This window comes from Legionella drancourtii LLAP12, from assembly GCF_000162755.2.
GTDB classification, from domain to species: domain Bacteria; phylum Pseudomonadota; class Gammaproteobacteria; order Legionellales; family Legionellaceae; genus Legionella; species Legionella drancourtii.
In genome coordinates this window covers 42,789-67,569 of record NZ_JH413833.1, presented here as the reverse complement: position 1 = coordinate 67,569, position 24,781 = coordinate 42,789, and the positions used below count along the sequence as shown (strand labels likewise).

Sequence of the window (24,781 nt, the reverse complement as noted above, 5' to 3'; positions counted from 1 at the left end):
ACTCAATTTTCGGTTTGATTTCTATTTTTGCGTAATCGATTGCTCTAGTGTCTTTTGTAACTCTTTTTCTTTGGAAAAAAATGCTCTATATAGAGGCTTTATACCGAAACTTAAAACGTCTGTGAGTTTTTGAAGAAAAGGTCTTTCAGACCAATCTGGTTTATGAGCAAGGCATATTTTTATTTTTTCTTTTACAAACTTCATATCGCTTTCATTTAAACTTTCTTTATCCTTAATTCTATTTTCTATATCTGAAACGACGTGATATCTAGTGACTAGTTTTTTGATTATTGTAGGGGGGGCATCGTGCATTTCCTTGGGGGGGGGTATAACCACTCCATTTTCTTTAAGTTTATTTTCAAGATGACTTTTGTAAGTTGGGATATTATCTTTTAAAACTGCCATTACATGATGTGCTTTTGTTGCGTTAGCCACTAGTACCATCCTGCAATGTAAGCCAGCCCAAGCTTGTTTGCTCGGCTTATGGGTGTCATCAATTAAATTTATTTTGGCTAAATTTAATGTTTGTGGCTGATCTTTGAATGTATCTAGTAATATAGGAGCGATATCATCAAGGCCAATACTTTCAATCTCATCATCAAATGAAGTCCTTTTTCTCTCTGCTTTGTTTATCGCGGCTACATAGGAGGCTGCATGGGTTAGTTGGGCAACAATTAAATATAAATCTTCAACCTCTTTAATATTATTAACATCCAGTTTTTGCAATTTCTTTATTATTTGATCTTTTGCACCGTCAAGCATTTGCGTTGCATTTTGTTGGCTAACCTTTGCACATGAATCTTCTTTCAAGTGTGTGAACTCACTATAATCACGTTCTACTCCGCGCATCATTTTAAACTCACTATCTATTATTTGTATTAATTGTAGCCTATAACTTGCTGTTATTCTGGGTGTGTTGAGTATATATTGATCGGTTCGTGCTGATTTATATTTGATACTTGATGATTCCATCGAAGAAAAACCATATACCGATGAGAATGAAGTGAATTTCTGGTATTACTCTCATGTCAAAGGAGCTGTACTCAAAGGGATAAATATCTTGTCTTGCATGGTTCGCTATGCTGACTTCAGTGTACCCATAGGATATGAGGTGATTAAAAAAAGAAATTGCCTATTGTGATATTAAAACCAGACAAACGAGAAGAAAGTCATTAGTAACCAAAAATCAATTATTTCAAAACCTGATTGCCCAAGCCATTACCAATCAGGTAATGTTTGATTATGTGCTGGCCGACAACTGGTTTGGCTCGAAGGCCAATATGGTTCAACCTTCAAAAATCGTTAATCATTGGGCTCAAGTCTAATCGCATATTAGTCTTATCTGAAAACGATGCCAAAAACGGATGGTACGAACAAGTAAGGGCATTAGAACTTGACGAGGATATAGCGCACACAGTCTGGCTTAAAGGCCTAGACTTCCCCGTGAGGCTTCTGAAAAAGATTTTCAAAAACGAAAATGGTTCAACAGGAATTTTCTATCTTGTTTCTAATGACAGGCTAAGTAGTGCCGAACGTCTTTATGAAGTGTACCAGAAACGGTGGCGGATTGAAGAGTATCACAAGTCAATTAAGCAAAATGCAAGCTAACCAAGTCACCCACTCGAACCGTCAAAACTCAGTGTAATCATATTTATGCTTCTATTATTGCCTATTGCAAGTTGGAACTGTTGAAGATAAAAACTCAGTTAAATCACTTTGCCATCAAGTACAAACTAATCCTTAGAGCAAGTCAGATTGCGTGGCAGGAGCTTAAAAATATGGCCGCTTAAAATGGAGTGTGCGTAACATGAGTAAATAATCTTATAGAAGGTGTAGCCCTTGCCTTGAATCGAAACACAACGGAAATTGGCCGCAAAGTTTTAAATAACTTTTTTGTAACACAGAAAAAAACTTGTGATGATGAGAATAACACCATAAAAAGGAATGGCATATTTAAATAATGGTGCAGACGATAAGCTTGCGGTTATAAATTCAAACACCGAAACAATGGTGTACTATATCTTTCTCTTGCAGTGGATGAGGAGGGGGCGATTGATTTTTAAGAGACTCTTTAGCAGCAATACTATTGCTGCTAAAGAGTCTCTTAAAAAACTAATAAGGAGTAATCCCTCGTGTGATATCAGTGCGATTAATACGCATAAAAATCCAGCTTATGGCCAAGCTATTAAAAGATTTGAAATCATGCGTATGTTCAGTTCAATCTTTGAATGCATGGAACACGTATATAAGTATCATTTAATTTGGTATTTACAATTGAAATCCACCCAAAACGTAGGATTTTGTAAGTCGGATCATTTTTGCAACATTGGTGCCCTCTTGCACGAGTAGTTAAATTCACTAACGCAAACAATTAAACAAAATCTTATGCGAGCTAATCGACATTAATATGCCAAAACTGGCTAAAAAGGTCACCATCGCCGTGCCACCATAACTTACTAGAGGCAAAGGAATTCCCACTACGGGAATAATACCCATTACCATCCCTATATTCACAAAGCCAGACATGAAGAAAGACATGGCAAGACTTGCGGCCAGGAGGCGGGTAAATGTTGTTTGGGCGTGGGAGGCAATGTTTAAGCTTCTTAATGAAATTAAAACAATGAGCGCAATGATGGCAAAGCCGCCGGCAAAGCCAAACTCCTCACCACTTACGGCAAAGATAAAGTCTGTCGCATGTTCTGGCAAGAAGTTAAGATGCGATTGACTGCCTTGCAACCAGCCTTTTCCGACAAGACCACCGGAACCAATCGCAATTTTGGATTGGATAATGTGATAACCTGAACCTAAGGGATCTTGTTCGGGGTCGAGCAATGTATAAACGCGTTGTTTCTGATAATCGTGCATCACATGCCACACGATGGGTATTGCTGAGCCGATTAGGAGAATAATTAATAAAATTACTTTAAAACGGATACCGGCTAAAAATATAACGCAAAACCCTGCTGCAGCTACCATAATTGCCGTACCCAAATCAGGTTGTTTGGCGATCAGTAAAGCCGGAATGCCGATAATAAGTCCGGCAACAGAAATAGCTTTTAAACTACTGGGGTGTGTTTGGCGGTCAAAATACCAGGCGGCCATCATGGGCACAGCCAGTTTCATGATTTCTGACGGTTGAAAGCGGAATAAACCTAATTCCAGCCATCGTTGGGCCCCTTTACCAATCTTACCCATGAGCATTACGGCAACTAACAAGGCCAGACCGATACTGTAAATCCAGGGTGTCCAGATTTTATATTTATGTGGTGGAATAAAACCAAGCACAATCATAATAAGTGATGCAATAACCAAGCGCATGGATTGACGAAAAATCATACTCATATTGGCATTAGATGCACTGTATAAAATCAACAGGCCAAAGCTAATTAAGAGCAGCAGCAAGCCCAATAAAGGGAGATCCAAATGCAGTGATTTCGCAGTGAAGCGATAAACGGGTTTAGTGTGTCGTCTGTTCATGATTCGTTTTCATCGGATAAAGTTCATAATAAGTATCGAGTATCTTGCGTGCAACTACAGAAGCAACAACATCATTTTCAACGACTACTGCTAATGCAATTTCAGGCTTATCTACTGGAGTAAAGGCAATAAATAATGAATTATCACGTAACGCTTCGGGTATATCTTCATACTTTGTTTTTTCATATTGGCGGCCACTAAATACTTGCGCCGTTCCAGTTTTTCCTGCTACAGGGTAGGGTGGGTTTCGTCCAAATCGGTAACCAGTTCCTTCATTGCTGGTAAGTACGCTGTGCATGGCTTCTTTAACAATATCCCAATTGTCTTCATCTTTAAGATAAATGGGATATTCTTCAATGGGTTTATAACGTTTTATTTCACCGTTATCACTGTTTACCGTTTTAGTTAATAAATGTGGTCTAAAACGTTGTCCATGTTGGCTTAAGGATGCTGTAGCATTGGCAATTTGCAGTGGTGTGGCCAGCATAAAACCTTGACCAATGGCCGTGATTAAGGTGTCGCCAGGGTACCAGGTTACGCCTTTAGTTTGTTTTTTCCAGCGTAAACTCGGCACAATTCCTGATGCTTCTTCATAAAGATCGATATGGCTCAAATGGCCTAAACCAAATTTAACCAGCATGTCTTCAATATTGGAAATACCCATTTTATTACCCAATTGGTAATAAAACGTATCACAAGAAACAGTGATTGAGCGTTTAAAATTAATCATACCATGTCCCGTTTTTTTCCAATCCCTATAGTAATGGCTGGAGTTCGATAGTTTATATTTTCCTGGGTCATAGATTGTGGTTGATGTTGTGATGAATCCTTTATCCAAGCCGGCTAAACCAACAAAAGGTTTGATGGTCGAAGCTGGGGGGTAAACGCCACGAACTGCTCGATTAAACAGAGGTCGCTGTAGGGTGTTGGATAATTTTTTATATTCTTTTGAACTCACTCCGCTGACAAAAATATTGGGATCAAAGCTAGGTGAGCTCACCATTGCTAAAACCTCGCCATTTTTAGAATTAATAACTACGGCGGCGCCGCGTTTATCTTTTAGGGCTTCATAAGCTGCTTTTTGCAAACGGGTATCGATACTTAAGTAAAGTTTAGCGCCCGAGTGGGGGTTAATTTTATCAATGACCCTTAATGTGCGTCCACTAACGTCCGTTTCAACCATTTGATAGCCGACTTTACCATGGAGAATATCTTCATAGTATTTTTCAACACCAGCTTTACCAATAAAATTGGTCGCTCGGTAATTGGTGGGGTCAACTGTTTTTAGTTCTTGAATATTAATACGTCCCACATAGCCTAATACATGCGCGGTGATTTCGCCTAGCGGATAATAACGCATTAGACGCGCCTTAATGCTAACCCCAGGAAAATGGTATTGATTAATTGCAAAAAGTGCTACTTCTTCTTGGGTTAATTTTAATTTAATTGGAATCGGCATAAACGAGCGATTTTGTTTCCTTGCTCGGTTAAAGCTGTCTATATCATCTTCACTAATCGATGGAATTAGCTTATGCAGTTGTTTTAGTGTTTGCTGCATGTCTTTGACGTGTTCGGGGATAATTTCAAGAACATAGACTGGGATATTCTCTGCCATTAATACCCCATTTCTATCGAGGATTACACCCCTGGGGGGCGCAATAGGGGTAATATTCATTTGATTTTTTAAGGAGAGGGTTTGGTATTTTTTAAATTCTGAGATTTGCAGGTATGCAAGTCGTAATATCAGAATTAACGATAAAATGATGATAAAAGCAACCAGCAAATTAAGTCTAAAACGTTGATGCTGTGATTCTGTTTGATAATTTCTAAACGATTGATTAAGACTCATTACGCACAGAGGGTTAGTATGGAGCAAAAAAAAGCATAGTATATCAAAATGGCTTTTTTTACTATAAACAACATCTGGGTTGACGTTAGAAAATTAAATTAAATTTCAACAGACCCTAGAGACCCTGGTTATTTATGATAAGGATGATTATTGATAATCGACCAAGCCCGGTACAAGGCTTCCAGTAATATAACTCGCACTAAAGGATGAGGAAGGGTTAATTTTGATAAAGACCAGCGCTCATGGCATAGTTTAAGTACTTCCTGAGAGAGGCCTTCAGGACCACCAATGAGAAAACAGAGATGACTTGAGGTTTGTTGTAATTGGGTTATTTTCTGGGCTAATTCTTCGCTGCCAAATGATTTCCCTTCAATTTCTAATGCAATAATCCGTGCACCCGTAGGTAGGGCTTCTTTAATCAAGACAGATTCTTTTTCCATGATACGTGCGAGATCAGAAGATTTACTGCGGCGAATTAACGGAATTTCAACTATTTTCAGCTGAATCCCGTCATTAAAGCGTTTGGCATAATCATTGGAGCCTTGGGTCACCCAGTCGGGCATTTTATTGCCTAAAGTAATAACGGTAATTTTTAACATGGCATTTATTAGCTAGATTGCTCTTCCCAAAGACCTTCTAAGTTGTAGAATTGTCTGCTTTCAGGTTGCATTATGTGAACGATAAAGTCGCCGAAATCGACAAGCACCCAGTCGCCAGTTTCCATGCCGGTGCAGTTTAATGCAGGCAAACCAGCCATTTTCATGTCTTCCATTACTTTTTGTGCTACAGCTTTGACATGACGTGAGGCACGACCTGAGGCAATAATCATATAGTCTGTGATGGTTGTTTGTTTGTGGACATCAATCACTTTAATATCTACTGCTTGAATGTCTTCAAGGGCGTGGATTAGTTTAGGTAACATTGGATTTTGTGCTGACATAATAATAAGAAATCTTCTATCAAAAAGCGCTGAATGATATCAGTATTTATTGGGAGTTGCTAGGCGTTTAAAGTAATATATTATACTTCTATCAATAATGTAGCAGGGGTTGTTTGATCCAACAGCAGTGCTCATCGCAACGCCAAGCGGGTAAGGAAGAGCCAATGTTGGGTTAAATGGCCCGTGCTACGTAATTGTGAGGTTAGATGTTGACCCAATATTTGCAAAATTAATGTTCTGGTAGTTGCATATGTGTGAGTAAAAATTTAATTACAGCAAAGAGTATGAGACACCCTAATGCGGCAATACAAAGGATGCCTAACTGTTGTGCAAATGCTGTTGCATAAAGCGTTTTTAATATGGCAACGTTCGTTTCACCTGCTGGAATGGCTGTTAATGAAGCCAGTTTCCCAGATAAAAATCCACCAATACCTAAGGAAACGAAAAAGATCCCCATCATGGTGCTGACTTTATTTTTATCAGCAAGAAGGGTAATTGCCGATAAGCCAACAGGAGAGAGCAATAATTCTGCTAAAGAAAACATGAGATAAGCTGGGATAATTAACAATGGCGATAATAAGGCTGAGCGTTCGGTGAAATTACTAACCAACGCGATAATAGCGTATGCTACGGTGGTAATAAAAATAGCAAACAGAAATTTTTTGCCAATATTTAAACCGCGTTCTTTTAAATTGAGTTGAGGATTTTTCTTTGCTAAAAAATAACCAATAATCAACATGCCAATGCTTTGGATGGTGACATAATAGGGGGCAGGAAACTGAATACCACAAAATGTTGGTTCCACAACTCGTGAAATAAAGAGCGTTAGTGACATAAACATTTGGAAATAAAAAGACCAGAAGACGACTGAGATAATGCACAATAAGCCGATAATGAGCGTTTTGCGTGATTGATTGGCGTTTTCACCATTTACCGCATAGACAATATAGCTTGCTGAGAATAAGACAACAAGGCCAAAGATTAGATTCGCTAATTGTGGTGAGTTCAAAATATAAAAAGATAAGGACCATAATAGGAGCATTAATCCGAATGCGGTAAAGATTTTTTTATATTGAAATACAAAAGAATTATAATCTTTAATTTTATATATTTTTATGCCAAGTAAAAATACGATAAATGCGATAATCATCCCAATTGCTGCGCTGGTAAATGAGGCAGCCCAACCTAAATATTCATTAAGTATGCTTGGGAGGGTAGTTCCCAAGATAATACCAGAGGTAATCCCCATATAAAAAATAGTGAATCCGCTTTCACGTCGGGCGGAACCTTGCAGGTATTCATTGCCTAAAAGTGAGGAAATATTGGGTTTTAATAAACCTGTTCCGACAGCAACACCCGCTAAAGAGGCAGTCAAGATGGTTGTACTGTCTACGGTTGATAAAAGGCAATAACTAATAAAAAGGACGACAGCGCCTAACAAGACGGCTCGTTTTTGACCAAGTAATTTATCTGCTATCCAACCACCGACAACTGGAGAGAGGTAGGTGAGCGCTGTAAATGAGCCTACTAAGGCATAAGTTTCTTTATCCGGCCATTTAAAATGCAAGGCTAAATAAAGAGCAAGAAGCGATTGAACAACGTAAAAACCATATCGTTCCCACATTTCTGTAGCAAAAAATACGCGCAGCGACTTAGGGTGTTTTTCTGAATTAGACAATTTATCATAACACAATTAATAGACGTTATTTTCAGTATAACATAGCATTTTTAGAGTGGCTATATGGTTTGTTATCTCTGGTTCGATGGGGAGATGAAGAGGTATTTTTCGTTTGAGAAAATAGAATTCCTGTTATTTAGAGCATTAAGCCTGAATGCAGTAGTGTTCCTACCGCATTCAAAATAATCTTACAATGCTTTGGGTGCCTTATTTTCTTTATAGGCACCATTGTCGCCAGCTAGATCCATAAAATACGCAATATTAGTTACCAAATAGCGCAAATGTTTGGGAACTTTATTGCTCGTTACTTCCTGTAACTGTTCTTGAAATACCATGAACTCAGTTGATCCTGGTTTCATTTTTTCGCAATTATTGGTATAGGTACTAAATAGTGCTTTGTATTCATGAGCATCAGGTAAGCGCTCTGCTAATAGGCTAATATGTTTACCTATTTGTTTTTGTAATGAATCATTTAGCCATAGCTTATCTTGAATGCCTATGTCCGCATCAGCAATATATTGCTTCATGAGATGGATGGACATTTGCACGGTGATGTCATAGAGCCTGCTGTATCCTTTTTTATTTCTCGTTGTACCAATATCACTTTCTAAAATTTCTCTTTGCGCTGTCCAGATATGTTTTAGGGATTCTTGATAGAAATCGGCTTTATTATTGGTTGAAATGGTATTTAAATTCTTAAATAGGGAGTTCGCTTGTTGTTTACGCGTACTGTTAACCCACCATTCTTTCTTATAAGCAGCTTGTTGTTCCGCAAAGAACAAGCTGTTTTGATTCATTTCACCAGTAGCTGCTTTTTTGGGTGCGTTCTCAGGAATAATATCATTATTAATGCTTGTTATTTCCTGCGTAAACACAACTACTTTTTTAAAGTTCGTCGTTAACGAAGTTCTTCTTTGCACTAACGTCATTTGGGATAAATGTTCCGGCGTCTTAATTTCCCTAAGTGCTAATTGTCCGTATTCGTCATAGCATTTTTTCGAAAAAGCACTGCCTAAATCCAAAATATTATGATGGATAAGTTGCATAATTCCCTGGCGCTCAACGTTATTTTTTGCCGCATACATAAAGTAATCAGCCCAATTTTCTTTTTGCTGTAGTTTTTGCGCTAATTGACTGGTGTTAATGATTTGTTGCAACAGGGTTAAATTAGCGATTCTCCCTGAGAGCCATGCTTGGGACAGGTTAAATAGGGTCGCCTCATTAAGGTCCTTATCTTTTATGGCATGTAAAAATTGGTGGTAGCGCTCTCTAATATGTGGGTCTTTGGGACCTTCTACAAATTCAGCAAGCAGTGGCACATTAGGATAGTGCATATTAAATTTCGCAATTTCCTTAATTAGTTCCACGGAATCATCCAGCATTTTTGTATCGTTTGGATTGCTAATCCATGTGTCATAAATATTGAGTGCATTTATATCAGTAACCGATAATGTCCCTTCAGCCTTTTGCGCAAACTGCACACTTATATTCAGATGTTGTTCTGATGTTATAACCTTGTCGTGCCACGTGTTCCATAGCTTTGTCATTAAGGTGTTGCCAATAGTGAGACCCTTAACCTGGGTAATGAATAATTTTAGACGATGCAGGGATTCGCCATCATTTAGTCCCTTATTATAGGCTTCAATGATGGGATCGCGGCAATCGGCGGGGATATTCATCACATCAACAGCAAGTGTTAAGAGTTCATGTAAATCATTAATCCCTTTTCTTTTCCATGTATTACACAGAGCAAGTAGCGAGTGTAGTGGCAGACCTGCATATTTTTTCTTAGCGCATAGCGTAAAGAATAGTTTATTTTCTTCGGGTTCAAAATAATTAAATGCATTTACAAAATCAGCATATAATTTATGAGTATCGTGTGCATACTTTTGATCTGCGGTAATAAGCCCAGTTTGGTGTGCAAATTGGGTAAATGCTAAAGCTGCTTCTTTAATTTGTGCTAATGCCCTTTGACCATCAGTAATGTTTGTTCGACTGATGTTCCCTTTTAAATGTTCAGCAATATAGCCCACCGAGACATAGGGGGGTAATTGCATCATTGGTGTAAAAATCTGTTGCTCAAACTCGGCTGTATCTAAGCCGTTATGTAAAATCCGCACTAGTTCGTCGATTGATTTTTGCGATACCGGTTGTCGTTGTGCAATAAAGTTCCAAAACTCTTTTTGTCTTTCTGTAGGCATTCCCGCCAGCACTTGTGGGTTAGGGAGATAATTTTCTGCAGCGTCACCGAGTACCATTTGAAATAGCGGTCTTAGTACACCCAAGTGTCCTTCTGCTAGTTCCTTATGATGGGTATGGAGATATTTTCCAATTTGTACGATTCGCTGCTCACGCATCGCATGCTCTTTATTCTGATTAATGGATCTAATTATGTGGTATAGATCCAAATCCAGCGTTTTCTCGGTTAATAGAGCCGTTGTTTCAGGGCTGTAGGTGAATACTGCTTCAATATCCGCAGCCAGTTTTTTATCAAAAACATCCCAAAAGTCTTCGCGAATGCGTTGAGAAAGCGTTGTAATCAATTCGAATGTTTTTCTACTGTCTTGCTCAATGAAATTATTTGTAGAAATTTTCATGACCATATTCAACAGCAAACCAATTTTTTTAAGATCTGCTGGTGTTGACATTCTGGGGGTTATTTTTTGCAGTTGTTCAATGTTGAAAAACACATTGAGGCAGTCAAGGTATTTTTGAAAATCGGGATGTTCTGATCGTGTTGATAAATGCGTGATCGTATGCGCTAAGTTTTTAATTGGGACCAGGAATAACTGTGGTTTAGGTAATGAAGATAATGCATCAAATAACTGTTTTGTTGCTTCTTTATTCTTCATAAGACTTGTTTCATAGATTGATTGGAAGAAAAGTGGCAGATGAGATGGTGATTTTCCATAAATCGCTTGGCGCGTTTTTTCGGGTATGCCTGCAGCAAAATAATAGCGCTCAGCGCCTTTTATCCATTCTTGGTAGAAGGAAACAACGGACTTAAATTCAGGACCATGAGTAGAGGTTGTCGGCTTTTGAGCCGTGGGCGCCTTGGCGGCCAAAGATACTTGCTCTTTATCATCATGCAGCACATCGGTGATTAAGTCGCGTAAATTGCTTGCTCTTTCGAAGAGTTCACGATCTGCATCTATATTTTCATCAGGATCACATTTTGAGAGTACTTCTTTAATGATTATATTTCTTAATGTCCTAAGTTGTTTACCTGCTTCCTCGCTTAGGAGTAAATTTTGTTCTTTTTGCAGAGTTAAAATCCGAATGTACTGCTCAATATTTTTTTTGATTTCATCATTGACTTTGTTGCCCAGTCTCTCGATATTTGTTCCTAAGGCTTTGGCAGGATCTGCAAGTAACGCTGAATTTAAATCATTGTAACGTAGACAAAAAATGTTCCATGTCATGGCTACATGCTTGATAAACTCGACATAAACTTCTTCACTATCGCCTGCTTTTCCTGCCAGACGGATGTTCCATAAGGCTTCAATTTTTTGATTGCATTCAAGCCAATCATCCTTAAATTGTGTTAAGGGGAATGCCGTGTTATCAAAATTACGTTTGATAACGTCTGCTACATCGCCAGACAAAGAAGCAATCAGGAACTCTTTACGGCGCAGGTAAAGTTCATTTTTCTTTTTAAGCTCATATTTGAATTGTTGTACTGAGCGTGTGATTAAATATTTTTCTTTCATTTCTTCGGAATCGGCTAGCCATTCCCATTTAACCGAGCCAATATTGATATGTTTCTGGAGTTTTTGCGCCAGATGCTGTTCTTCCTCATGCATTATTTCTGCTAAGCGTATTTGCTGAGGAGAATCTTTTTTCGTATATTTTTTATGCTCTTTTAATACATCACTGTAATTAATGATATCAATACTGGTTCCTTTGGCTCCATTTCTTCCTTGACGTCCAGTTTCTTGTTTGACTATTTGCGGAAGTGTAGGGTAGGTACGTAAGACCATCAGTCCTTCTTCGGTTTCTGGCTTGATGTCTGTTCCGCGCCCCATCCTTGAGCTGATGGTGATTTTTCCTGCTGCCCCTGCGCGTGGTACCACCTCACTTTCTGCTAAACCACTGTCATTTGTATCGATAATAAAATTATCAGGATTAAATACTCCGCGTTGTTCCAGTTCCTGTTTAACTAAAGTAGCCATTTGTTTCACGGCAATATCATCTTCACAGGTCATCAGAATGGGGCGATCATTAAATTGCAGTAGGTGCTCAACAAGGGCATTAATTTGTTGTTTTTTATCCTTAGCATAAATAACGCCCAAGAATTTACTGCGCAACTCTTCATGTGATGGTAATTTAATTACATGTTTAATCCCAAAAATTTCTTCATACAGTTTTAAGTCTTCTTTGTTACCGGCTGTACCGGTGCAGCCTTCCAGTTTTTGATAGTGTTTTTTCAGGTCATACTTGGCATTACTTGAGAGGGCGACCTGGCTGTCTGGTTCGACAAAAAAGTTAGGTGCTTGGCCTTTAGCAATGGCTTCCTCATTGAGACGTACGTGCAAGAATTGATGTACCAACTCACTATAGGTTGAACCATGCTTAATTTGGTTACCAATAAGTACCTTGGCAAAACGTGTGTTAATGACAGTTCTTTGTCCTGCTATTTGTTGATCCGGGCGTATACAGAAATGAACGTCTTCCTTTAAATTTTGTGCGGAGTTAGCGGCAACAAGGAGTTTCTTTAATATATTATCCCGCTTTGCAACGGCCTTGAGATCACCATCAGCAGCCGGAACAATGTATTTTTCGATAAAATCAGATTGTTTAGGGCTGTTTTTAGCTTCTTGTTGTAGCAATTCACACAGTGCTTTTAGGTGGACGTTGCGCGAAATTCGCAATACCTCTTGTTCATCCTGAGGGAAACTGTTTTTATTTTCTATGAAATATTTATACGCAATGCGATAAACCCATTCATCAAAATTATAAATAGATTCGGCACCATTATTGGCAGAATAGTTAAACTGGGTGTCTTCAAATTTAAGTACGAAGTCACATTCGTCTACAAAAGCAACACGTAATTTAGGGTCTAAATTAATGTTTTTAATGTGTTGCCAAATTTGTGTTGATTGGAAGAGGCTGGCATTACCAATAGTACAAAAATTAACGGCGCCAAGATTTTTTGGGCTGTCATTCGTTTGATATTTATCTGCAGGTGAACTAGGGGTAATGTATGAATTACGGATGCCGATTGCATCTAAAACGTGACTGAATTCTTCTTGGTCGCGTTTGGATAAGCTGTCTTTCGAACTGAAAATGTCGACTACGAGGCCGTTCAATGCGAGATAGGAAACACGCATCAGAGAAATAATACTTTTTCCCTGCCCTGTACGCACCTGGTGGAGTAGGCTTTCACTGTTATGCTGCGCCGCATAAATAAGATCCAGCATTTGCGTGTGATTGACCCATTTACCGGTTTTACGTAGCAGCACTTCACGCATGCACGCCAGCATGCGCGCAGAGGCCATACTTTTTTCATCTGGAGTTGCGGCATTATCTAGAAGCACGTTACGTTGCTCTAGAAGTAGTGCTTGTAAATTGCTAAAAGAGATCGTGCCCAAATAATTAACCTGGCTGAACGCATTAACGTAATAAAGTAGCTCGAGTAATTTTTTTTGTTGGTCTTCAGCAATAACGCCTTTGCCTTTTTGTTTTAAGCCCTGAAATACACGGATTAAATCCGCATTATCACGCGCTGTAATGCTGTAATGTCTTTTTGATGTATTTTTCTCTTTATCTTTGATTGCTTGTTCTATTGTTTCGAATCGGTGAATTAATTGTTCTGTACTGGTAAATTCTTGCGGATTAGTCAGTTTATTAAATAATTCGATTGAAGGCACCGGCAATGAATGGCAGTAGACTGCTAAAGCACTTAACTCTTTTTCATCAAGGCGTTGCAGTTGGGACTTAAGATGCTCTAGATCGACTAGTTTTTCGGTAAGGTTTAATTTCTCAAGTTCAAGAGCTTGTAAGACGATCATGCGAATATATGCGTCTTTAGGCCGTTCTTGAAGAGCAAAGAAATCAATTGCATCGCCATTAATCTTGCTGTCTTTTTGTTGATAAATTTCAATGAGTCTCAGTTGGCTGTCTTGCCAGAGCTTGTGCAAATGCTCGTTATCTTGTGATGATAAACCGCTGTACTCTCTAGTGGCTCTTTCAAAAGAAAGAGAAATCTGGCTTAAAATTCTTGTGCGTTTTGAGTAGAGCAAAGGAAGTTCATGATCGGTAATGGCGCTGATAAAATTACCAATGCCTTTTATCCATTGTGGACTTGCATTTTCTTGATGCAGCGATTGGAGTGTTCTTCTTGCCGTATTGACAAAAAGACTGTCCTCAGGATGATGCAGGGCAAATTTAGTGAGTATAGGTTTGTATTGGCTCGGTAATTCGGAGCGCACGATATCCGCAATATTTTTCTGGAGTTGTATTGGATAAATTTCTGATCTTAATTCGTTTAAGTTGCTATTTAATAATGATGAATGTTGATTTGTTGTGCTGTCATATTGGTGTAAAACAGTGGTTAAAATATGGATTGGGTAGTGATCGTTGGCCGCATGTTCTCTATCAATTAAACAATCCAGATAACTGGTCAGTTGCTCTAAGGAGTAGTATTTTTGTACTCCTTTTTGGGATTGCTCTATGAGCAAACCTAAGACCAGCCCTAAATCGTTGAAATGAGGCTTATTATCAATGCTTACTAGTAATTTTAAGAATGCTTCCAAGCGCTTATGTGCTGCGGCGCTTTCAACGCTCACGGCAATGCATTCAGTAAATAAGCGTTCACATAATTTAATATTTTGCGATTTAAAATTAATTTTTAGATACTTGCTTAGGTATTCATGAGCCGTTTTTTGTTCTTCTGGATTCAATAAACGGTAGGCCGCATCTTGATTGGTAATGCTGCATCCTTTTTCAAGTTGCTCGCTAATAAATTGCTTGCGTGCTGAGGCGTCATAGGTAACTCGCATTTGCTCTCTAAGCGTTACCAGCTCCTGGTATGAAGGTAAATGCGATGATTTAGCAAAATCAATGGATCTTAGTTGTTTGTTTAATATACGTTGTTGCTCATAGAACGAATAACTCCTGTAGCCAGCAGCAGAAAGCGGATCACCCCATCTTTGACTTACTTTATCTTTTTCAAGGAGCAGCCAAGGGTATGCACTTAATAAGGTGCTGTCAGACTGTAAATGATCTCGTTCTAGAGTATTGAATAATTCACTTAAAGCAGATTGTGCAGGATCATTTTGATTAAGCCATGGGTAGGATGTTTTAGAAAAATAAGTGTCTGCAACATGTTTGCTTGAATAACACTGTAAAGCACGCCCGCAGTTGTTGATAAATTCTCTGGCTTCAAAATTACTTAAGCTCAGTATATTATTTTTTAGTGTGGAGGTCTGAATTGTCTTTGCTAACGTCGCTAGATGTTCAAATTTTACCTGCCATGAGCCAGGAATAAGTTCTCCATCCAAAAGTACTTGTTTATTCAACCAAGTCAGGATATCCGTATCTATAGATTGTAAGGCATTAATTTGATTAACGATTAACTCTTCGTCAATATGTGAAGTTCTATCCAATCCTTGAGATAAACAAACGACGAATAGACGCAATGCTAAAGGTCCCTTTTGGGTAGCCAACAGACCTGTTTCTACTAAATTTCGATTAATTACTTCTTGTAGCCAGTTAAAATCCGTGGTCAATATACGCATTCTTTGACTAAGATAACGCAAACTGCTAATAACGAGGTCATGCGGATTCTTTTGTGCAGTATTATCCAAACTTAATAAATAACTTGGATTAACCTGCTTATCGTGTGCTTTAAACTCAGTTAACTCAAGTGATACATACCAATAAGGATATTTTTCGTAATGAGATGCGTAATAAAATCCATTATGACGCCAATCAATATGATGAATATTATTTAGAATGTCTTGTTGGATGTTTTGTTTTAATAGTTCTTTTTCGCTATTGCGTAAGACATTGTATAAGCGGTCGAGGAAGACTTGTGCTTGAAAATCAGTTGCATTGTTTAAATACTCGAGCATGCTTGTTTCATTGAGTATCAGACCATGCTTTTCTGTATAAGTTAGTAATTTTTGAAAACTGCGCCATAAAGGGCTATAACGGGTAAGACCGGTAGATGCTCCATGAGCGCTAATTAAAGCCCACCAAATATTGTGGAGTGGCTTATCATCTTTTAAGGTCACAATACTTAGCGCTACGGTATCTAGCTCTTCTTTAGTCAGGCACTCATTTAAATTCTGCGATGGGTCGATGAAATAGCGTTTCCATGTTGCAAAATGTTGTGGGCCAAATGCTTGATGTATTTGTTGGGCGAGCACAAAAAAGCTATCGGAAGCATTTTTAGACGCCATTTCTAAATGACTTACTTCATGCGCATAAAATATTTGCCCCAAGGCGAAAAGATTATCCGCGGTTAAGACAGTTTGGCTTGAATTATCAAATAAAGCATCCAATACGTCGACAGGTGCGTTTAATTTTCCTTGGGCCCAAATTTTTAACGCGGAGCGACAATCTTCCAAAGTTCCAGGTTGCTCCCCGGTTTGGCCAGTGAGTGTAAACTCTTGCATTTGAGTTAATGCGTTTTCTGGAGCAGTGGTTAATGCTAATTGCTCAAGTGTACCCAGCGCATTGTTTATTCGCTGTTGATCTTGATCATCGGTAGCCACATATTTCCACATGAGCTTTTGTGTCGTTATTAGCGAAGCTACAGGGGTGAACTGTCTAAAATCGCCTCTAAAGATTTGCGGCTTCATCGGCTCATAAAACTGCACGGTAAAGGGATTTCGTTTTTCTTTTTATTTGTTCAGTTCGTGTCTTTAAATCCAATTTTTCGCGTTTTTTATCGTAACAAAGAATAATGCCTCTATCCTTGCGTGAATAGGCTAAATAAAAGCCTGCAGGTAAATTATCTCGCGATATCCCTAGGCGGAAAGAGGATGCTTGTTCCATTATTTTTTGTACTGCACCAGGTTCGATTTTTTTTATGACATGCGCTGCATCAACATCACTACCTACCCAAAGGGAAAATAATTGGCGTAGGTTTTTTTGCTCCCAACCTGAGAATTGTTTCATGTGCATAGGAACTGCGTCCCAGAGCGCAGTACAGTTTGCTATGGTGTCAATGGTTTCGCGGGTAATGAGTAAACTTTCATCACTAATGTATTCTTCAATTTTTTGCTCTTGTTCTTGCTCTTGTTCTTGCTCTTGTTCCTCTTCCACCATGTATTCTTGTTCCACGGCTTGTTGGAGTTGTTGCTGGAGTCCTGGTGTTTGCGAGGTCAAAGGGTACGTTACATCCTCACCAGACCATGGTTGTGGTTTCCTCGCTGCATGTTCTTCAAGGATAAGCTCAGGTTTTACTTCGCCTTTGGCAAGTAAATGAATGTTCTTCGTGTTTTCTGTAAATGTTGCAAATTTAGCTTGGCGTTGATTCTCCAGAATCAGATTCTGAATCGTTTTATATTTTGCTTTGAGTTCACAATCTTGACTATTGGAAAATGCTTGGCGATCCCAATCAGGAATATGAATTAAAATTTGTAATGGCGCAAAATGGTCTTGAGCTAGTTGCTCAATATGTTCGAGGAATTTCTTAGCTTCTTGATAATCTGCAATTTTCAGATTATATAAAGTAATTTCATCTACTGCATCACTAAGACGTATTTTTTGTCGATTTATGAGTGCAAAGATATCAATCAGGTCATTGTGTACTGCGGTTATAGAAGGAGGAAGAATAAACGATAATGATTTAAATATGGGGCTGCAGTTATTGCTATCAAGCGCTTGTATTTTATTTTTTAAATGCTTGGTATAGGCTACCGGATCACTATTAAGGCTTCCTACTAAATCAAAAACCGCTGGTAAATTAGGTGCTGGCTCTTTAAAGGTATTATCCCAAGCATTAATGTAACTAAGGTTTAAATGTTGAAATAGCTCATCCAGGCCTTTGATGCCCATTTGTGCTATTTGCGCCAAAGCCCATAGGGATTGCGATTTAGGATCGTTTGGTTTTTGCGAATGATCAAAAAATGTCGTGCGCCATTGAGCATTCAGCTTTTGGTATTCATTAATGAAATCCAATTCAACGTATTTATTCTGATTTCTATAAAAATGTACCATCTCACGTCCCGCAGTACTCCAAAGTTTGGCGCGTTTGGAGAGTTCACTCATTCCATTCCAGGATGATGAGTCTAAAACGGTACTTAAAAATCGATTACGCGCGGAACACTGCATGGCCAGAGACAGGAAATTGTCATCTTCTTTTAAGGGGAGTAAATGAGATGGTTGCACGGTTAAAAGAGAGGCATTGAGGTTAAATAATTGTTCAAGCGGTAAATCTTGATTATAAATTCCAGCACTAGGTAAGGCGGGCATGACCAGCTTTGTTATATTTTCATTATGGTAAATAACGAATAAAGCATGTTTTAACAGTGATTCTTTTGCCTGGTTAATGAGCTTAAGTTGATCAGGCAGCGCTCCTTTTGTTGATGAAGACAAGATAATTTGTTGCTGATCAAAAGCCGTCATGAGCTTGGTTTCTCGTGCTTGCTCTGTATAAAAGTAAGCGTCATTTAAAAGATACTCACGAACTTTAAGGTAACCAAGTTCTTCTTCGAGGCTGGCATTGGAAAAGGGCGTTCTTCGTGAAAATGCTTGATCAACTTCATCTAGATTTCCCTTACCATAACCAGGAGGCTGGAATGATTTGTGAGCTAATTCGAGAAAGAGGGGTACAGGAATGGTGTTTCGGTATTGGCTAAGAGGCGGGCGCTTTGCATGATCCTCGTGTTGCCATGGTACAACGCGACCTAAAAGTACAGCATGCCATATGGCTAAATCATTTGCTTCTTGAAGATTATTTTGCTGGGCATTATCTTTATAGTCGACAGTTTTAAATGTGACTTTATTTCCTTGTTGAATAAATGAAGATAATTTGGCTTCAGCAAGGGCAAGCATGGAATTACCATCCAATGACTCAGGGATATAGGCTTCCCAATCTGCAGAAGAGGCACTGGTTTTCGATAAGCTAATCCAAACAGGTTCAGTCTCCTTACCGATATTAACGATTAGGGTATTTAGATGTGTTAATTGTGCTTTCGATAATTTATCTAATTCTTCCGCACCATAGGGCGCTGTGCCTGGGGTAAAAATACCACCGGCTAATTCAGCTTGAGTATGGGATGCGTAGTTTTTTGCTAAATAACGCAATATATCAATACGTCTAGGGACATAATTAATAAATCTTCCCGTATTTCTTAGCATAAATTGAACGTTACGAACAGCCTCAACTGCACTACGCAGAGAGGGATTTCTCGCATAGTACGTCTGAGCGATTTTTTTATAGGGAAAACCTTCTATTTCAAGTGCTAGTTTAGCTTTATTTAGTGGTGGCCATTTTGCCGCAGCAGATTGAATTTCCTCTATTGTTTCCCATGACCATGGTTTTGAATTATGTGGCGATTCGAGTTCGTCGAGCTGGTTTTGTGTGAATGTAAATAAAAATTCGTAGGCAATAGGCGTTGCATAGCTTAACTCCATAGCGGAGTTAAGTTCTTCTTGCAGCCAGGAATGTCGTGCTAAAAATTGCTCAATAATTTTTTCATGTTCGAGCTTTTTTAGTTGTTCTTCAAAGCGGTTCTGTAATGCATTGTATTTTGAATTCCAATGGTCGTTAATAAATTGTGTTTTGTATTTATTATCAATGGAGTCACGAATCCCATAATAATCAATTGACAGATTGTTATATTCTTGCTCATCTACTTGATAACCACCATCGACAGTGATTAGGGTGTGATTTTTTTTGGGGACCAGACACTGGTTATTGCGCGCCCATTCGGTTCTTATTCTTGTTATTTCTGCATCGCATTCGCTATCAATTACATCACTTTTTTCATTCATCCATGTAGAGAGTATTCTTGCTTTATAATTTTCTAATAAGTTATTTTGTAAATGCTCTACTAATTTTTGATACATGGATACTATCCTTTTATTTGAGTAAGTTTTATTGGTAGGAACGTGGAGTTACTCAACCTAGATAAGTGTTCTTTTAATATACACAGAACCTTTAAATTAATCAATAAAAACCCTGGAAATAGCAATGAAATAGGAAGGATGAACTAAGTTAATCTCTATGCATCTAAAATGTGTCTGGTGTATGATGAGTGTAATTTTTTTAGCAATGGAGCACGCTTTATGGAGGAGAACAAAACTGCGCGGGTAATTCGAGCAAATCGTGGCACAGACAAGCAGGCTAAGAGCTGGTTGACTGAGGCGGCATTACGTATGCTTTGTAATAATCTTGACCCGGATGTAGCAGAAGATCCTGATTCGTTGATCGTTTATGGTGGTTTGGGAAAAGCTGCGCGTAATTGGGATTGTTTTGCTAAAATTGAACAGGTTTTAAAATCTTTAGAGGCCAATCAAACGTTATTGATCCAATCAGGTAAACCCGTTGGTGTTTTTACCACCCATGAAGATGCACCTAGGGTATTAATTGCCAACTCCAATTTAGTTCCTCGCTGGGCTACCTGGGAGCATTTCAATGAATTAGATAAAAAAGGCCTTATGATGTATGGCCAGATGACTGCCGGGAGTTGGATCTATATTGGTTCTCAGGGAATTGTCCAAGGGACTTATGAAACATTTGTCGCTGCTGCACGTAAACATTATGATGGTGATTTAGCCGGACGTTGGATCTTGACTGGTGGCTTAGGCGGTATGGGAGGCGCACAGACCTTAGCCGGAACGATGGCGGGCGCTAGCGTTTTAGCCGTTGAATGTGATCTCGCACGCATTGAAAAGCGCTTAAAAACACGCTATTTAGATCGGTATACTCGTGATTTAGATGAAGCATTATCCTGGATACATGAATCCTGTCAGCAACAAACACCTCTCTCGGTTGCAATTTTAGGAAATGCTGCGGAAATCTTCCCACAATTAGTAGCACGTGGTGCTACCCCTGCATTGGTTACTGACCAGACCAGTGCACACGATCCTTTAAATGGTTATCTTCCCATTGGCTGGACTTTAGAACATGCTGCCAAGATGCGGCAAACCGCTGCAGAACAAGTAGTTCATGAGGCTAAAAAATCCATGGCAATTCAAGTACATGCCATGCTCGAATTTCAAAAACGTGGAATTCCTGTTTTTGATTACGGTAATAATATTCGCCAAATGGCTTTTGAAGCCGGTGAACAAAATGCCTTTGCTTTTGAGGGCTTTGTACCGGCGTACATTCGCCCATTATTTTGTGAGGGTATAGGACCTTTTCGATGGGTTGCTTTATCGGGCGATCCTGAAGATATTTATGCTACCGATGAGATGGTTAAAAAACTGATTCCTGATAATAAGCATTTACACCATTGGCTGAATATGGCAAAAGAAAAAATAGCCTTCCAAGGTTTACCGGCACGCATTTGCTGGGTTGGCTTAAAGGATCGAGCGCGTCTGGCTTTGGCATTTAATGAGATGGTTAAAAATGGTTCGGTTAAGGCTCCAATCGTTATTGGTCGCGATCATTTAGATTCAGGTTCTGTTGCCAGTCCAAATCGCGAAACCGAAGGGATGATGGATGGTAGTGATGCAGTATCTGATTGGCCTTTATTGAATGCCTTATTAAACTGCGCTAGCGGTGCTACCTGGGTTAGCATTCATCATGGCGGTGGCGTTGGTATGGGCTTCTCGCAACATGCTGGAGTGGTTATTGTCGCTGATGGAACGGAGCAGGCAGCACAACGTCTGGCTCGAGTTCTACATAATGATCCGGCAACAGGGGTTATGCGCCATGCGGATGCTGGTTATGCACTGGCGAAGCAGTGTGCGCAAGAAAACAAACTGTGGTTGCCGATGGAGTCTTGAGGTCTATTTCTTTGTATCAAAAGGAGTTAATTAATGTCCGAGCGTTTTATTCTTCAACCAGGCCAATTGACCTTAGCGTCGATTAAGCTTGTTTTGAGTAAAAAATTACCTTGTGCTCTTGCCGAAAGTGCATTTGATGTAATTCATGCATCACATCAAACCGTAAAAAAAGTACTTGAGGGTAAAAAGACTGTTTATGGAATTAATACCGGTTTTGGCTCTTTAGCGAATCAGACGATTTCACCTGAGAATTTAAAACAATTACAGCGTAATATTGTTTTGTCTCATGCTTGTGGCACTGGTGACTTGCTTGCAGATGACGTGGTTGCCTTGATCATGTTGCTTAAAATTAATAACTTAGCTCAAGGTTATTCTGGGGTGCGCCTGGAATTAATTGAAGCGTTGGTTACTTTATTTAATCATCAGGTTTATCCTTGTATTCCTGCTAAAGGCTCCGTTGGTGCTTCAGGGGATCTGGTTCCATTAGCGCATTTGTCGTTGCCATTGCTTGGTGTCGGGGAAGTACGTTATCAAGGTAAACTAATAAGTGCAGTGGATGGTTTAAAAATAGCAGGTCTTACACCACTAGAATTAGAAGCTAAAGAAGGTTTGGCTTTACTTAATGGATTGCAGGTTTCGACGGCTTTAGCGATTGCTGCACTATTTGTCACTGAAAATCTATTTGAAACAGCAACAATTGTCGGTGCATTATCTGTAGATGCAGCCCGAGGCAGTGATGTTCCTTTTGATGATCGGATACACAAGATACGTGGGCATCAGGCGCAGCGTGATGTGGCATCTCGTTATCGGGAATTATTAGCCAGTAGTGAAATTCGTGAATCTCATTTAGATTGTTCTCGGGTTCAGGATCCGTACTCATTACGTTGTCAACCTCAGATCATGGGGGCGGCATTGCATCAAATTCGTTTTGTTAAAGAGACGCTAGCAGTGGAGGCCAATGCTATTTCTGATAATCCTTTAGTGTTTAGCGAACAGGGCGATATTCTTTCTGGTGGCAATTTTCATGGGGAAATTATTGCTATGGCTGCCGATAATCTTGCTTTAGCAATTGCTGAAATTGGTGCGAATGCGGAACGTCGTATTGCTTTATTAATTGATAAACACTTTAGTGGTTTACCTGCCTTTTTAGTTAAAGAAAGTGGTTTAAATTCTGGGTTTATGATTGCTCATGTGACGGCGGCTTCTTGTGCTAGTGATAATAAAGCACTTGCTCATCCTCATTCAGTTGATAGTTTACCAACGTCAGCTAATCAGGAGGATCATGTGTCCATGGCAACGAATGCCGCAAGAAGATTACATGAAATGAATGATAATACAGCAACAATTGTGGCGATTGAATTATTGGCAGCCTGTCAAGGAATTGAGTTCCACAAACCTTTAAAAACTGCCCCCTTACTGGAAGACGTGTATAATAAGGTGCGTTCTTGCGTTGCGCCTTATGACAGTGATCGTTATTTTGCCCCTGATATTGCAGCGGTTAAACAGAAGATTCTGAGCGAGGAGTTCTTGGGGAACACTAGTTTTATTTAATGAAAAATTACCTTCTCCTCTTAGTTGTGTATAGGCGTTAAGTTAAGGAAATCCTCTGTCTGCTTCCCGCAGCATGTTCGCGGGATCTAATGATCTTGCGCAAAGAGCAGATCTCTGGATTTCGCAGATAAGCCGCGGAACGTAGGAATAGGGCTTAGCTTGAGACCTATATTCCTTACTGGGAGAAGGCGTTTATCGAATGTTTTACAATTTATAGCGTAAAGAGGGTTAAGTGAGTATTGAAATTTATACAGATGGTGCGTGCAAAGGAAATCCTGGCCCTGGTGGCTGGGGCGTATTGCTTCGCTATCAAGGTCAGGAAAAAACCTTACATGGGGGCGAGGCGCATACTACTAATAATCGTATGGAACTCATGGCCGCTATTAAAGGTTTAGAAGCATTAAAACGATCTTGCGTTGTTGATTTATATACCGATTCTCAATACTTACGACAAGGAATGATGGATTGGTTGGCTGGTTGGAAGAAAAACGGTTGGCGCAATTCCAAAAAAGAGCCGGTTAAAAATGCGGATTTGTGGAAAATGTTAGATGATTTGGCCTCTCAGCACCAAATAAAATGGCATTGGGTTAAAGGGCATTCAGGCCATACTGAGAATGAATTAGTAGATGCTTTGGCTAATAAAGGTATCGAAGAGCTTAGAGAGTAATTTAATGCGACAAATTGTTTTAGATACAGAAACCACCGGTATTGGCCATGAGCAAGGGCATCGTGTCATTGAAATTGGCTGCGTGGAATTAATCGATAGAAAATTAACCGGGAGACACTTCCATGTTTACCTTAATCCCGAGCGTTTAGTTGATGAAGGTGCTTTTCGTGTACATGGCATTAGTGATGAATTTTTGCAAGACAAACCTTTATTTGCTGATAAGGTTTCTGAATTTTTGCAATTCGTAGGTGGTGCCGAATTAATTATTCATAATGCGGCGTTTGATATGGGTTTTTTGAATTCTGAATTACGCCATGTGCAATGGAAGAAAAAATTAGAAGACTATTGTGATGTTTTTGACACGTTAACTTATGCTCGCGACAAATTTCCTGGGCAGCGTAATAGTTTGGACGCCTTATGCAAACGTTTTGGAATTGATCATTTCAATCGTCAGCTTCACGGCGCGTTACTCGATGCTGAGATCCTGGCTTTTGTTTATTTAGCGATGACTGGTGGTCAAAGCAGTTTATTTGCAGACGTTGAGGAGAATGCGAATAATACCACCGTTAAGGTACAGGAAATTGCCGCGCTGCGTTTGGCAAATCCCATAGTAGTACTTGCTGAGGCTAATGAGCTCGATCAACATCAAATTTTTGTAGAGTTTCTGACTAAAAAATCAGGAATTAATCATTGGGACGAATAGATAACGTG

12 protein-coding genes and 1 pseudogene are annotated in these 24,781 nt (G+C 39.3%); 5 read left to right on the top strand and 8 right to left on the bottom strand.

Annotation, left to right across the window (positions count from 1 at the left end; translation table 11 throughout):
* Nucleotides 1–21: 21 nt before the first annotated feature.
* A complete protein-coding gene (locus tag LDG_RS12150) occupies nt 22–972 on the bottom strand; it encodes a hypothetical protein (protein WP_006871673.1) in 951 nt (316 codons plus the stop codon).
* On the opposite strand from LDG_RS12150, the pseudogene LDG_RS20830 reads away from it, so the two are divergent.
* A pseudogene (locus LDG_RS20830) lies at nt 953–1,790 on the top strand (transposase); the annotation flags it as partial. The gene LDG_RS12150 and the pseudogene LDG_RS20830 overlap by 20 nt on opposite strands.
* A 568-nt stretch (nt 1,791–2,358) precedes the next feature.
* Here LDG_RS20830 and rodA read toward each other — a convergent pair.
* The 7 genes from rodA to LDG_RS20635 form a co-directional block, all read right to left on the bottom strand.
* On the bottom strand, nt 2,359–3,477 hold the full coding sequence (gene rodA / locus LDG_RS12135; protein ID WP_040535691.1) for a rod shape-determining protein RodA: 1,119 nt from the start codon (nt 3,475–3,477) through the stop codon (nt 2,359–2,361).
* Complete coding sequence (mrdA, locus tag LDG_RS12130) at nt 3,458–5,326, bottom strand: penicillin-binding protein 2 (RefSeq protein ID WP_006871670.1); 1,869 nt, start codon at nt 5,324–5,326, stop codon at nt 3,458–3,460. Before mrdA ends, rodA begins: the two co-directional genes overlap by 20 nt.
* 128 nt (nt 5,327–5,454) lie before the next feature.
* On the bottom strand, nt 5,455–5,925 hold the full coding sequence (gene rlmH, locus LDG_RS12125) for a 23S rRNA (pseudouridine(1915)-N(3))-methyltransferase RlmH (RefSeq protein ID WP_006871669.1): 471 nt from the start codon (nt 5,923–5,925) through the stop codon (nt 5,455–5,457).
* 8 nt (nt 5,926–5,933) lie between these two features.
* Nucleotides 5,934–6,266 carry a ribosome silencing factor gene (rsfS, locus tag LDG_RS12120; protein ID WP_006871668.1) on the bottom strand — a complete coding sequence of 111 codons (333 nt, stop codon included), beginning with the start codon at nt 6,264–6,266 and terminating at the stop codon, nt 5,934–5,936.
* Between the two features lie 229 nt (nt 6,267–6,495).
* Nucleotides 6,496–7,944 carry a peptide MFS transporter gene (locus LDG_RS12115; RefSeq protein ID WP_006871667.1) on the bottom strand — a complete coding sequence of 483 codons (1,449 nt, stop codon included), beginning with the start codon at nt 7,942–7,944 and terminating at the stop codon, nt 6,496–6,498.
* Between the two features lie 188 nt (nt 7,945–8,132).
* A complete protein-coding gene (locus LDG_RS12110) occupies nt 8,133–16,751 on the bottom strand; it encodes a hypothetical protein (RefSeq protein ID WP_040535689.1) in 8,619 nt (2,872 codons plus the stop codon).
* Nucleotides 16,752–16,755: 4 nt separating this feature from the next.
* A complete protein-coding gene (locus LDG_RS20635) occupies nt 16,756–19,968 on the bottom strand; it encodes a hypothetical protein (RefSeq protein ID WP_006871665.1) in 3,213 nt (1,070 codons plus the stop codon).
* 219 nt (nt 19,969–20,187) lie between these two features.
* Between LDG_RS20635 and hutU the strand changes: the two genes are divergently transcribed.
* From hutU to dnaQ, 4 genes are all read left to right on the top strand, one after another.
* On the top strand, nt 20,188–21,852 hold the full coding sequence (hutU, locus tag LDG_RS12100) for a urocanate hydratase (RefSeq protein WP_006871664.1): 1,665 nt from the start codon (nt 20,188–20,190) through the stop codon (nt 21,850–21,852).
* 33 nt (nt 21,853–21,885) lie between these two features.
* The gene (gene hutH / locus LDG_RS12095; RefSeq protein WP_006871663.1) at nt 21,886–23,403 is read left to right on the top strand and encodes a histidine ammonia-lyase; all 1,518 of its coding nucleotides are present in this window, start codon (nt 21,886–21,888) and stop codon (nt 23,401–23,403) included.
* 232 nt (nt 23,404–23,635) lie between these two features.
* Nucleotides 23,636–24,070: a ribonuclease HI gene (rnhA, locus tag LDG_RS12090; protein WP_006871662.1), complete on the top strand. Its 435-nt coding sequence runs from the start codon at nt 23,636–23,638 to the stop codon at nt 24,068–24,070.
* A gap of 4 nt (nt 24,071–24,074) precedes the next feature.
* Complete coding sequence (gene dnaQ / locus LDG_RS12085; RefSeq protein WP_006871661.1) at nt 24,075–24,773, top strand: DNA polymerase III subunit epsilon; 699 nt, start codon at nt 24,075–24,077, stop codon at nt 24,771–24,773.
* Nucleotides 24,774–24,781: the final 8 nt, after the last annotated feature.